Below are 12,953 nucleotides of genomic sequence, written 5' to 3'. Positions count from 1 at the left end.
AACGCCGCGCTCGATGAGCGCGGCGTTTCAACGTCAGGCCAAGGCTTACTGGTCCACGTCGTCACCCGCGGCCAGCCACGCATCGACCTCGTCCTGATTGTCGGCAAGCCAGTCACGGGCACCTTTGACCGGGTCACCGTCGGCTTCGATCTGCGCCATCAGGTCGCTCAGACTCGCGTCACTCATGTGCCACTGGTTGAGCACGGCGGTCAGCCACGGGTCGTCCTCGGCAAAACCGGCGCGAGAGAACCAGTAGATGGTGTCGCCATCGCCGTAGACCTTCTTCGGATCTTTCAGATACTTGAGATCGTAGTTGGCGAACGCCCAGTGCGGGTTCCACAGCGTGACCACGATCGGCTCTTCACTCTTGTAGGCGCTGTCCAGCGCCGACATCATCGCCGGCCCGGAGCTATTGACCTGCTGGAGATCCAGCCCGTATTCATCGATGGCATCATCGGTCATACCTGCGATCGCGGAGCCCGGGTCGATGCCGATGATGGTCGGACTGCCCTGATACTCGAACTCGTCGGCGTGTTCGGCAAGCTCGGGAATCGAATCAATATCGACGTAGTCCGGCACGACCAGGCCTAGGCCAGTCTTGTCATACCAGGCGTCGTGAACTTCGAGGGTGTCTTTGTAGGGCGCCAAAAACTCCTTGTCGGTGTACGGCAGCCAGAGTTCGAGGGAAAGATCGAAGTCATCGTTGGCCAGCCCGGCAAACAGCGCGCTCTTGCCGACATCGGAGAGCGTCACGTCGTAGCCGTGGTCGTCGAGCACCAGCTTCCACAGATTGGCAACGGCCACATTCTCGGCCCAGTTGTTGGTGCCGATGGTCAGCGGCTTATCCTGCGCGCTCGCCGTGGCCGCCGTCAGCAGCGCGGTCGCAGCCAGTGGATACAGGAAAGTCTTCATAAAAAATCCCCTCGATTTATTGTGCGAATTAAAAACATGACGTTATGAGTATCGCTGAGGTCGTGAGAAATTGCAGCTGTCGATCCAGCGTCAGAGGCGCTCGAGCCGAGCGACGTCGCCATCGATCTCTCGAGTCCATTTCGCTGTATCGGACACCGCCGAACGCCCTGAAACCAAAGCAGCCGGATTGACGCCGGCTCACGTCTCTTTTGCAAACCGCTCGAGCCCCTGAAATTCGACGAACTCGAGCATGCGTTCCCACAGTCGATCGCCATAGACATAGCGGCTTTCGGCTGGCGCGCCGGGCGCCTGGATTACCGCATCGACCGCCGGCTCGAAGAAGAACGGAATCGAGTGACGCGAGCGGCTGCCACCGACGATGCGGTGTTCGGTGGCCTGAATCCGCCCGCCGGACCAGTCCGCCAGCAGGCGGCCGAAGTTAACTACCAGCGCGTTGTCACGCGGCGGCACCTCTTCCCAGCCGCCATCGGGCGTGTGCACCTGCAGGCCGCCGACCCGGTCCTGCCATAACAGCGTGATGAAGCCGTTGTCGAAATGCGGCACGCCGACCAGCCAGCGGCGCGCGGCACCTTCGCCATCGACGGCCGGCATCGTTGCCAGCGTCTCGGCCGGGCGCTCGGGATAATGAATCAGGCGCAGCGTGGAGTTACCGGCATCGAAAGGGGTGACCAGCGTCTCCCGCGAGATATCGAGACCTTCCGCCAGCGCACCGGCGATCTGGCGTCCGAGCCGCTCCATCGCCTCGTAGTAGGCGGCGATGTCCGCCGCCCAGCCTGGCAGTTCGCTGTCTGCCGGCAGCGGGGTCGGCTCGCGCAGCGGATCGCCGTCGTTGGTCCGAACGCGCTCGGGGTGCGCCACGTCCGGCCCCATGTCGATCCCTTCCTTCCAGGTCGGGTCTTCGTTCTGCGGCGGGAAGTATCCCCGATAGACGTTGGCGTTGTCCGGCTCGAACTTATGCCGGGCGAGTTGGCGCTTCGCCGCGTCCTCGAGCGTGAAAAAGCGCGCCAGACGTGCGTGGATGTCCGCCGGTAGACCGAGCTGCTCGGGCGCCACGCCGATGGTCATGAAGCCGGAGTGACAGGCAGCAGCGGTGATCGCCTCGATCACCGCGTCGCGCCCCACGCCCGCCTCGAGCAGCGGCGTCAGGTCGATATGGGGAATCAGCGTTTCGGTCATGGGGCTCTCCTTGTCCGGTGATCTTCTGCTGCCGGCCGCGCGGGTGGCTCGCCGGCACACGCGGGTATCAGCCCGCCAGCAGACGCTCGTCGAGGTGATAATCGGAGAGCAATTCGACCTGACCGTCATCGCGGATGTAAAGCTGCTCTTCCAGCTTGACCCCTTCGCCACCGGCCTCGTGCCCGATGTAGCTCTCGACGCATAGCGTCATGCCAGGCTGCATGATGCCATCGTAGCCTTTGGCATCGATGTCCTCGCGATGAACGATGTACGGGTACTCACCGGTCATGCCGACACCGTGGGCCAGCGCAAAGTAGCGCCTCGCCTTGTAGGGCTCGGGAATCTGCCACGCCTTCTGGGCGTACTCCTTGAACGAGACTCCCGGGGCGATCAGCGCCATGTTGGTGCGCACCTGGTCGAACGCCATGCGATAGAGTTCGCGCTGGGTCGCGCTCGCCTCCCCCTCGCCGCAGAGGAAAGTACGCGAAAAATCGGCGTAGTAGCCGTAGCGGCCGACCACATCGGTATCCAGCGCGACCAGCTCCCCGGCCTGCATGACGCGATCCGAGCACTCCTGGAACCACGGATTGGTCCGCGGCCCGGAGCTCATCAGCCGGGTTTCGACGTAGTCGGCATCGGTGGCGATGATGTGCTGGTGCAGCTGCGACCAGACCTCGTTCTCCGTCGCGCCGGGGCGGATCGCGGCCTCCAGCTTGCGCACGCCCTCCTCGACCGCACGCAGCGAGCTACGCACCATCTTGATCTCGTTTTCCACCTTGATCGCCCGCGCCCGCTCCAGCGGCACTTGAGCGTCGCAGATCTGCCAGCCGCGCTCGACCAGCGCGAACGCGGCGTGAGAGGTGGCGCTCTCGATTGCCACCTTGTCGCCTTTCTGTCCGCCGCACTGGCGAATCAGCGCATCGATCTCGTCGGCCCAGGAATGCGTGGTCTGCTTGAGATGGTCGTCGCAGAAGTAATAGGAAATCGCCGTCGCGGGGCGTGTCTCGTCGATGCCGGGTAGACCGTCGGTCAGGTGATCGCAGCCAGCATATTCGAACATCACCACCGGTCCCTCCGCCGGCACAAAAGCGTAGCGCGCCGGATTGCGCGCCGAATAGACCTGCATGTTGCGCGAGCCGGTAGCGTAGCGGACGTGCGTCGGGTCAAACAGGATCGCGGCGACGATGTCGCGCTTTTTCAGCTCGGCGCGGGTGCGTGCCAGGCGGTCGAGCAGAATCTGGCGGATCTCGGCCTGGCTCGGCTCGCAGGCCGCCGGATCATGAGTCGGCGCAAGAATGCCGGTCCCCCCCAGCATGGAAGGCATGGCGATGGAGCGGTCAGGCGTCAACAGGCTGGTCATGGTCGGTATTTACCTTTGTCGTTATCGGGTCGATGGCGGAGCCGTCAGGGAGTCGATAGAGAAATCAGGGGCGAGAGGGCCAAGGGTCCGAAACGCCGGGCGCCGGGCGTTTCACGCGATTCAGTCGAGCAGACCGTCGGCCCGCGCTTCACGGCGCTTTTCAGCCTCGATGTGCGCTTCCGATACCCGCCCGTATAGCTGGCGCGTGCGCTCCAGACGGCCCACGACGCCGGGCTGCTGCGAGTAGGCGAAAATCGCCGTATGGCGCTCGCGATCGCCGCTGACCTGGGTCACCCGATGCAGCGAATAGCGTCCCTTGAACAGCTGCAGATCTCCCGGCTGCAGCGCCAGCGTGCGTGGCGTGAAAAGATCCTCTTCGCGAATCACCGCACCGACGCCTGCGTAGTTCTCCCCGGCCGGCGTGCGGATGTTGGGGCAATACTGAAACTCGCCGCCGGCATCCGGCGCCTCGGTCATCATCGAGACGATGTATTCGTTGGTGTCGTAGTGCCACGGCTGCTGCGTCCCCGGCGGCAGCACGTTCTGGACCAGACCGGCGAACGGGTCGGCATATTCGTAGACCGCCTCCTCGTTCAGGCACTCGGCCACCAGTCGTTTCATGACGGGCGCGACATAGAGCTGGTGGATCACCGCATCGGCGGGGATCAGGTCACGGGTGACGAAACCGCTGGTGCGCTCCATGAAGATGCGCCGCGGATCGTTGGCCGGCAGGCTCTCGTCGTCGCTGGTGAACCAGGCGTTGACGCGCCGACTGGAGTAGTAGCTCTTCGGCGAGAGTTCACGCCCCTGCGTTCTCGCCTGCTCGAGCGCTTCCGGGCGCAGAAAGCCACGCAGTACGGCACAGCCCTCGCGCTCGAGGTCCGCGCGGACCCGGCCGATTTCGGCCTGCAGCTGCGGATCGTCGAAATCGTGAAGCGGGTAACGCGCGGTATCGACCAGCGCGCTCAGGTCGGTGCGCTCGGCGTCCGCCAGCCAGCGCCTGGCGGATTCGGGTTCAATGGCAGCAGCTTGCGGTTTCATGACAGACGTCCTCTGATCCGGTGGCGGTGGCCGGGGCCGAGTTTCCTTCATCGCGGCGGCGATGGGTCTCGGCGGCGACGTGTCCTATGCTGAGCGCATCGAATCGATCAGGGAAACGAGTCATTTCAATGGCAACCATCGGCGCAACCGATAGCAATCGACTCGGCGGACTCGACAGTGACCTTCTGCTCGCCTTTGTGACCGTGGCCGACAGCGGCGGATTCACTGCCGCCTCGCGCCATCTGCACAAGACGCAGTCGACCATCAGCCTGCGTATCGCCACGCTCGAGACGCGCCTCGACACGGTGCTGATCGAGCGCGGCGGTCGTCAGCTCAAGCTCACCGCCGACGGCGAGACGTTTCTGGTCTACGCCAGACGCCTTCTGCACCTGCAGCGCGAAGCCATCGCCGCCCTGGGACGCTCGCAATCGGTCACGCTGCGTTTCGGACTACCGGAGGACTATGCGGACACCTGGCTGCCGGCGCTGCTCGAGCGCTTCGGCGAAAGGCACCCGGAAGTCCACGTCCATATTCACTGTCGCATGTCGACCGAGCTGCTCGAGCAGCTGGAACAGGGGTCGCTGGACATGGTGCTGGCGGTTCGCCACGCCGAGGCCAGTCGCGGACGTCGGCTGGCGACCGAAGAAGTGGTATGGGCCGCTCACGAGCGCTTCACCCTCGACCCGACGCGCCCGATTCCGCTCGCGCTCTTTCCCGAGCAGTGCGTCTACCGTCGCCGGGCGCTGGCGGCGCTGGCCCATATCGGCCGCGACTGGCAGCTCGACTCCACCAGCCAGAGTCCCAGCGGCCTGCGCGTGATCGTCAATCAGGGGCACACCGTCACGGTCACCGATCGCCGCTCGCTGTCACCGCACTGGAAAGCCCTAGGCGACGCCGAGGGGTTGCCGGCACTGCCGCCGGCGATTCTGGAAGTGCATCGCTCGCCGAGCCTGACTCATCCGGCCTTCGACGATTTCGAGGCACTGATCGATGGCGTCGTGAGCGAAAACACCGGCCAGTCGTGACGAGGCTTCACGCCGGGCGCCTATCCAAGGCCAGCCAGCCCGCCAGCGCGATCATCGCCGAGCCACCGATGCCATCCAGCCAGCGCTGACGATTCATCGTGGCGCCGCCATGGCCCAGTAGTCGACCGACGCCGGCGTATAGCCAGGCGCAGACGAACTCGATCAGGATATAGCTCAGTCCCACAAGCACGATGGCTGACGTGAACGACTCGCCGTCGGCCTGCAAGAATTGCGGCAAAAAAAGCGCAAACAGCACGTAAGCCTTGGGGTTGGAGAGCGCGACCAGGGCCTCCCGGCGTATCAATTGCCAGGTACTCGCACTCTCAGGTGTGCCGGGTGCAACAGCCGCTGGTCGCCATGCCGACGTCAACGCTCGCAAGCCCAGGTAGAGCAGGTAAGCCGCGCCTACCCATTTGAGCACGCTGAAAAAAAGCGCAGATGTTGCCAGCCAGTTGCCGAGACCAATGGCCACACCGACCACCATCAGCAAGAAAGCGGCGAAGCGACCGCAAGCCGCGGTCATGGCGGGGCGAACGCCAAGACGAAAACCGTTGGAAAGCGCGAGCAGTTGATTCGCTCCTGGTGTCAACGCCATGACAAAAGAGGCCCCGATCAGCAGCGGCCAGTGGATAGCCTCGATGGCATTGGGGATCAGCGCTGCCATCACGCCGATGCCGCCCAGCAGGACGATGGTCAAAGTTACCGGAATCACCATGTTCGTCACCTCGTCATGGTTGGAAAGTAGTCGAGAGACTGCCGACATCCTCGACGGTGGTTTTCGAAGTGCTTCCCCACCTACGCTCTCTCATGCAGTGCTCGGCGATCCAGAGCCACCGAACGAAAGGCCACCCAAGGGCGAAGCCTGTACAGTTCGGGATGCAGTCACTATGATCGAGAATCTTTCTTATTGGCTGGATTCTCGCTTCATGCCCCGCCCTCACGCACCGCCCTGCCGCTTCGATTCATGACCGTTACCGCTGCCCCCTCGCTCACCAGTGTCGATCACTACCTGAAGCGCCGCCGGCGCCACATGCTGCTGCTGATCGCGACCGCCATTCTAACGGTCATTTCGCTGTTCACCGATGTCGCGATCGGCCCCGGCGGGTATCCGCTCTCCGAGGTGCTGCAGGCGATCGTTTCACCCGCTGACGCGTCGCGCATCGTTGGCGTCGTGATCTGGGATATCCGCCTTCCCGTGGCCCTGATGGCGATCGTGGTCGGCATGTCGCTGGCCAGTGCCGGCGCCGAGATGCAGACGATCCTCAACAACCCGCTGGCCGACCCCTTCACGCTCGGCGTGTCGGCGGCAGCGAGTTTCGGCGCGGCGCTCGCCATCGTTCTCGGCATCGGCCTGTTCCCGGGTGCCGAGGCGCTGCTGACAACGCTCAATGCTTTCATCATGGCGATGCTGGCCTCGCTACTCATCTGGCTGGTGAGTCGGCTGCGCGGTGTCAGCGTGCAAACCATGGTGCTGATGGGCATCGCGCTGATGTTCTTCTTCAACGCCTTGCTCGGCGTACTCCAGTACGTGGCTTCCGAACAGTCGCTGCAGCAGCTGGTGTTCTGGTCGCTGGGCTCGCTATCGCGGGCGAGTTGGCCCAAGGTGGGGATTGCCGTGGCTGCGCTGGTGCTGACGCTACCGGTCTTCTTCATCGCCGGCTGGCGACTGACCGCGCTGCGCATGGGCGATCTCCAGGCGCGCGCGATGGGCGTCAACGTGGCCCGGCTGCGGCTGCTGGTGCTGCTGTGCAGTTCGCTGCTGGCGGCGACCGCCGTGGCCTTCGTCGGTACCATCGGCTTCATCGGTCTGGTCGGACCACATATCGCCCGCCTGCTGGTGGGCGAGGATCAGCGCGTGTTTCTGCCCATGTCGGCGCTGACGGGCGCCCTGCTGATGTCGCTGACCTCCATCGCCTCGAAGACGATCATTCCCGGCGTACTGCTGCCGATCGGAATTCTCACCGCGCTGATCGGGCTGCCGTTCTTCGTTTCGCTGATCCTCAAGAGCCGCCGCGAGGTGTGGGGATGAGCACCGTGAACCAGGCAACACTCGACGTCGAGTCGCTCTCCGTCACGCTGGGGCGTCATCCGGTGCTCGAGCGCGTCAGCGGGCTTTCGGCTCGCGCCGGAGAGATCACGGCGCTGGTCGGCCCCAACGGTGCCGGGAAATCGACGCTACTCAAGGCGATAGCCGGTCTCGAACGCTACCACGGCAGCGTCCGTTTCGACGCCACCGATCTGGCCGAACTGGATGCGACCGAACGGGCACGACGTGTCTACTATCTGCCCCAGGAGAGCGGCACGCCGGCCGCGCTCAGTGTGTTCGAGGCGGTCCTGCTGGCGCGCCGGACCTCACACCCCACGGCGGGTCAACGCGATCTCGAGCTCGTTCGGCAGACGCTGATCATGCTTGAGCTGGAACCACTGGCCGAGCGCACGCTCGATCAGCTCTCCGGCGGTCAGCGCCAGCGCGTCGCCATCGCCCAGGCTGCCGTGCGCGAGCCGCGCGTGCTGATGCTCGATGAGCCGACCAGCGCGCTCGACCTGCACCATCAGCTGCAGGTGCTCGAGTGGCTCGCCGCGGTCGCCCGCCAGCGCGGGATCATCGTGCTGATCGCGATTCATGACCTGAGTCTCGCCGCCCGCTTCGCCGGCCAACTCTGGATGCTCGGCAACGGCGGCAAGGTCAAGGCCACGGGCACGCCGCGGCATGTACTGACCGAAGACCGACTTCGCGAGGTCTACGCCATCCACGCCCAGGTCGAGTGGTCGGACGATGAGCCACCGCGAGTCACCCCGCTGGCCGCTCTGACTTCCCTTGGTGGTGTGAAGCGCTAGTTTTGGCGACTCAGCGGGGCTCGAACGCCGCCGATGGGCTCCGCTTCCGACCTCTCCGGCCATGGCTACCGATCGCAGCGCCGCTCCCCCGAGACGAAGCGCCTCCAAACCCGGATAATGGCCGCCATTCGGCTCTCGCGTCGCGAGCGCCCTGCCATTTGCCAACCCGGTCCGTCTCATGGAAATCAAGGTCAACTATCTCGACAACCTGCGCCAGGAAGCCAAGTTCGACGACTTCACGGTGATCACCGACCAGCCGATCCGCTACAAGGGCGACGGCTCGGCGCCAGGACCGTTCGACTACTTCCTCGCCTCCACGGTGCTCTGCGCGGCCTACTTCGTGCGCGTCTACTGCAACGCCCGCGAGATCCCGACCGAGAACATCAGACTTTCGCAGAACAACATCGTCGACCCGGAGAACCGCTACAACCAGATCTTTCGCATCCAGGTCGAGCTGCCGCCGGAGATCTCCGACAAGGATCGCACCGGCATCCTGCGCTCCATCGAGCGCTGCTCGGTCAAGCGGGTGATCCAGAACAACCCCGAGTTTCAGATCGAGGCGGTAGAGAACATCGACGAGGATGCCCAGGCCCTGCTGATGGGCGGAGTCGCAAAAGAGGACGGCGAGACCGCCAGCACTTGGATCGAGGGCAAGGATCTGCCGCTGGAGCAGACCATCGCCCACATGACCGGCATTCTCGAGCGCCTCGGCATGAAGATCGAGATCGCCTCGTGGCGCAACATCGTGCCCCATGTCTGGTCGCTGCATATTCGCGACGCCGCTTCGCCGATGTGCTTCACCAACGGCAAGGGCGCGACCAAGGAAGCCGCGCTCTGCTCGGCGCTGGGCGAGTTCATCGAGCGGCTCTCGTGCAATTTCTTCTATAACGATCAGTTCTTCGGTACCGAGATCGCCGACGCCGACTTTGTCCACTATCCGAACGAGCGCTGGTTCCAGCCAGGGCCGAACGACGAACTGCCCGAAGAGATTCTGGACGACCACTGCCGCGAGATCTTCGATCCGGAAGGCGAGCTCAAGGGGTCGCATCTCTACGACACCAACTCCGGACGCACCGACCGCGGCATCGTTTCGCTGCCGTTCGTGCGCCATTCGGACGGCGAAACCGTCTGGTTCCCCTCGAATCTGATCGAGAACCTCTATCTCAGCAACGGCATGAGCGCCGGCAACACTGTCGCCGAAGCGCAGGTACAGTGTCTCTCCGAGATCTTCGAGCGGGCGGTGAAACGCCAGATTCTCGAAGAGGAGATCGCGCTGCCGGACGTGCCGGAAAACGTGCTGGCGCAGTACCCGACGATCCTCGAAGGCATCCGCGCACTCGAAGCCCAGGGCTTCCCGGTGCTGGTGAAGGACGCCTCGCTCGGCGGGCGTTTCCCGGTCGCCTGCGTCACGCTGATGAACCCACGCACCGGCGGCGTCTTCGCCTCCTTCGGCGCGCACCCGAGCCTGGCCGTCGCGATCGAGCGCAGCCTGACGGAGCTTTTGCAGGGCCGCAGTTTCGAGGGGATGGACGACCTGCCGGCGCCGACCTTCAACTCTCAGGCGGTCAGCGAACCCAACAACTTCGTCGAGCACTTCATCGACTCCTCCGGGCTGGTCTCCTGGCGCTTCTTCAGCGCCACCCCGGACATCGAGTTCGTCGAGTGGGACTTCTCCGGGGCCGAGGCGCAGGACAACGACGAGGAAGCCGCGGCGCTGTTCGACATCCTCGAGCAGGAGGGGCTCGAGGCCTACGTCGCCGTGCATCAGGATCTCGGCGCGCCGGTCTGCCGTATCCTGGTGCCGGGCTATTCCGAGGTCTACCCGGTCGAGGATCTGGTGTGGGACAACACCAACATGGCGCTCGCCTTCCGCGAGGATATCCTCAATCTGCACGCGCTCGATGACGAGCCATTGGCCGACCTGCTCGAGCGGCTCGAGGAGAGCGAGCTAGACGAGCAGATGAAGATCGTCACCCTGATCGGCATCGAGTTCGATGACAACAGCGTGTGGGCGGAGCTGACCATCGCCGAGCTGAAACTGCTGATTCAGCTGGCCCTGGGGCGCTTCGAGGAGGCGCTCGACGGCGCCCAGATGTTCCTGCAGTTCAACGACAACAGCCGCGACCGCGGACTCTTCTACCAGGCACTCTCGGCAGTGCTGGAGATCCGGCTTGACGATGACCTCGAACTGGATGACTACCGCCACAACCTGACGCGCATGTTCGGCGAGCAGAAGATACATGACGCCACCGGCGCGGTGGAGGGAACCGTGCGCTTCCCGGGATTGACGCCGACCAGCCTCGAGCTCGAAGGCATCGAACGTCACCAGCGCCTGCTCGAGAGCTATCACAAGCTGCACGCCTGGCGGGCAGCCCAGGCGCGCTGATCGACGCTGTCCCCGCCGTCACCGGTCGGCCGGGTGATTCACGCCATCGCCGATCGGGATCGGCCCGGGCAGGTCGAAGGGATCGACGCCTTCCAGGCAGGCGATGTTGTAGCCGTACTGGTCCGGATTGGAACGCCGCTGATGGTGAGTGTAGATACCGCAGTTGCCGCAGAAATAGTGCCGTGCGGTCATGGTGTTGAACTGATAGCGGCGCAGGGTTTCCTCTCCGCTGACGATGCGCAGTCCCGCCAGCGGCACGCTCGCCACGATTGCGCCGCGGCGTCGACACATCGAGCAGTTGCAGCGACGCGGATCGACCACGCCATCGGGTAGTTCGAGTTCGAGCACCACCGCACCGCAGTGACAGACTGCACGGTGGCGTGGCTGAATATCGGTACTGCCGATGCGCTTGATCATCTAGCCCCCTTGCGCTCCCGCGCTCCGTCGCCGCTCTCTGCAGCATAGCGCCACGACGCCAATCTTCACCATCATCAAACGATTACGTCTCTTCACATATCTCTGCCTCCGCTTCATGCAAGCGTCACGGGACGGCGCTAGCCTGCCGCTCATCGACGACCATGCTTCGAGGAGACGAGATATGCCGACACAACGAAAGCCCTTCACGCGACGCGACTTCCTGGCCGCCAGCGGCCACGTAGGGCTCGGTGTGGCGGGAATCGGGCTCCTCGGCGCACCGGCGATCGTGCTAGCCGAAGGGCGACGCCCGACGGTGGAAGGCGGCGTGATGAGCGGCGACGTGCTGCCGGACCGCGCCATGCTGTGGGGACGAGCGAGCATGCCGTCGCGTATGCTGATCGAGGTCGCCGACAACCCCGAGTTCCGCGGTGCGCGCCAGTTGCCCTGGATCGATGTGCTACCCGGCACCGACCTGACCGGCAAGATCGACGCGACCGGCCTGCAGGGCATGAACACCGTTCACTACCGGGTGCGATTCGCCGCACTGGGCGATTCACGCGCTGCGAGCGAGCCGGTGGTCGGACGGCTGCAACTGCCGCCCTCCCAACCGAGAGACATTCGCTTCGTCTGGTCCGGTGACGTGGTCGGCCAGGGTTGGGGCATCGATGAATCTCGCGGTGGCATGCGCACCTGGGAGACGATGCGACAGGTTCGGCCGGATTTCTTCATCCACTCCGGCGATACGGTCTACGCCGACGGGCCGCTGGAAGCGCAGACCGAGCTCCCCGATGGCGGCGTGTGGCGCAACATCGTCACGCCGGCCAAGCAGAAGGTCGCCGAGACGCTGGACGAATATCGCGGCCAGCACGCCTACAACCACCTCGACGCCAACTTCCGCCGCTTCGCCGCCGAAGTGCCGATGCTGGCCCAGTGGGACGATCACGAAACGACCAACAACTGGTATCCGCAGGAGATCCTCGACAACGATCTATACACGGAAAAGAACGTCGCGCTGCTCGCCGCCCGCGGCCGTCAGGCGTTTCTCGAGTACATGCCGATCCGGATGTCCACTTCCGCCCCGCAGCGGATCTATCGCCGTTTCTCCTACGGGCCGGGGATGGAGGTCTTCATGCTGGACATGCGCAGCTATCGCGGCCCCAACAGCGCCAATCTGCAGCGTGCAGAATCCGCCGCTACCGACTTCATCGGTGCCAACCAATTCCGCTGGCTACGCCAAGCGCTGGTTGATTCCACCGCGACCTGGAAGATCATCGCCGCCGACATGCCGATCGGCATGGTGGTGCCGGATGGCGAGTCGTTCGAAGCGATCGCCAACAACGACCCCGGCCGGCCGCTCGGGCGCGAACTCGAGATTGCCCGGCTGCTGCAGGCCATTCGCGACGACGATATTCAAAACGTGGTCTGGTTCACCGCCGACGTGCATTACACCGCCGCGCACCACTACGCCCCAGAGCGTGCCAGCTTCAAGGCGTTCAAGCCGTTCTGGGAGTTCGTCAGCGGGCCGCTGCATGCTGGCACTTTCGGTCCCAGCGAGATGGACGCGACCTTCGGCCCGGAAGTCATGTTTGCCAAGGCCCCGCCCGAGGGCCAATCGAACCTGCCGCCCTCAGCGGGCTATCAGTTCTTCGGCCAGGCCGATCTGGATGCCGAGAGCGAGACACTGACCGTGCGGCTGAAAGACAGCGAAGGCAAGACACTGCATACGCAGGTGCTGGAGCCGGAGCCCCGCGTGGCGAGCGCGTGATGCGTACCGGAC

11 protein-coding genes are annotated in these 12,953 nt (G+C 64.4%); 5 read left to right on the top strand and 6 right to left on the bottom strand.

Annotation, left to right across the window (positions count from 1 at the left end; translation table 11 throughout):
* Positions 1-45: 45 nt before the first annotated feature.
* The 4 genes from IE125_RS06110 to IE125_RS06095 form a co-directional block, all read right to left on the bottom strand.
* Entirely contained in the window at positions 46-912 is an 867-nt protein-coding gene (locus IE125_RS06110) for a glycine betaine ABC transporter substrate-binding protein (protein ID WP_189443734.1), read from the bottom strand.
* 198 nt (positions 913-1,110) lie between these two features.
* Positions 1,111-2,109, bottom strand: a complete 999-nt coding sequence (locus IE125_RS06105; protein ID WP_189443733.1) for an isopenicillin N synthase family dioxygenase — start codon at positions 2,107-2,109, stop codon at positions 1,111-1,113.
* Positions 2,110-2,176: 67 nt separating this feature from the next.
* Positions 2,177-3,469: a M24 family metallopeptidase gene (locus IE125_RS06100; protein ID WP_229808948.1), complete on the bottom strand. Its 1,293-nt coding sequence runs from the start codon at positions 3,467-3,469 to the stop codon at positions 2,177-2,179.
* Positions 3,470-3,589: 120 nt separating this feature from the next.
* Positions 3,590-4,510, bottom strand: a complete 921-nt coding sequence (locus IE125_RS06095) for a HalD/BesD family halogenase (RefSeq protein WP_189443732.1) — start codon at positions 4,508-4,510, stop codon at positions 3,590-3,592.
* A gap of 128 nt (positions 4,511-4,638) precedes the next feature.
* Between IE125_RS06095 and IE125_RS06090 the strand changes: the two genes are divergently transcribed.
* On the top strand, positions 4,639-5,535 hold the full coding sequence (locus IE125_RS06090; RefSeq protein ID WP_189443731.1) for a LysR family transcriptional regulator: 897 nt from the start codon (positions 4,639-4,641) through the stop codon (positions 5,533-5,535).
* Between the two features lie 7 nt (positions 5,536-5,542).
* Here the strand turns inward: IE125_RS06090 and IE125_RS06085 are convergent, their stop codons facing one another.
* Entirely contained in the window at positions 5,543-6,250 is a 708-nt protein-coding gene (locus IE125_RS06085) for a LysE family translocator (RefSeq protein WP_189443730.1), read from the bottom strand.
* Positions 6,251-6,499: 249 nt separating this feature from the next.
* On the opposite strand from IE125_RS06085, the gene IE125_RS06080 reads away from it, so the two are divergent.
* The 3 genes from IE125_RS06080 to IE125_RS06070 all read left to right on the top strand — a co-directional run bounded on the left by IE125_RS06080 (position 6,500) and on the right by IE125_RS06070 (position 10,759).
* Positions 6,500-7,564, top strand: a complete 1,065-nt coding sequence (locus IE125_RS06080; RefSeq protein ID WP_189443729.1) for a FecCD family ABC transporter permease — start codon at positions 6,500-6,502, stop codon at positions 7,562-7,564.
* Positions 7,561-8,373: an ABC transporter ATP-binding protein gene (locus tag IE125_RS06075; protein ID WP_189443728.1), complete on the top strand. Its 813-nt coding sequence runs from the start codon at positions 7,561-7,563 to the stop codon at positions 8,371-8,373. The genes IE125_RS06080 and IE125_RS06075 overlap by 4 nt, the downstream gene beginning before the upstream one ends.
* A gap of 178 nt (positions 8,374-8,551) precedes the next feature.
* Positions 8,552-10,759: an OsmC domain/YcaO domain-containing protein gene (locus IE125_RS06070; protein ID WP_189443727.1), complete on the top strand. Its 2,208-nt coding sequence runs from the start codon at positions 8,552-8,554 to the stop codon at positions 10,757-10,759.
* Between the two features lie 18 nt (positions 10,760-10,777).
* Here the strand turns inward: IE125_RS06070 and IE125_RS06065 are convergent, their stop codons facing one another.
* Positions 10,778-11,176: a GFA family protein gene (locus IE125_RS06065; RefSeq protein WP_189443726.1), complete on the bottom strand. Its 399-nt coding sequence runs from the start codon at positions 11,174-11,176 to the stop codon at positions 10,778-10,780.
* Positions 11,177-11,357: 181 nt separating this feature from the next.
* On the opposite strand from IE125_RS06065, the gene IE125_RS06060 reads away from it, so the two are divergent.
* On the top strand, positions 11,358-12,941 hold the full coding sequence (locus IE125_RS06060; RefSeq protein ID WP_189443725.1) for an alkaline phosphatase D family protein: 1,584 nt from the start codon (positions 11,358-11,360) through the stop codon (positions 12,939-12,941).
* The last annotated feature ends 12 nt before the right edge of the window (positions 12,942-12,953 follow it).

This window comes from Salinicola rhizosphaerae (genome assembly GCF_014652715.1).
Taxonomy (GTDB): domain Bacteria; phylum Pseudomonadota; class Gammaproteobacteria; order Pseudomonadales; family Halomonadaceae; genus Salinicola; species Salinicola rhizosphaerae.
The sequence above is the reverse complement of the archived record's forward strand: the minus strand, read 5'-3'. Positions and strand labels throughout refer to the sequence as shown.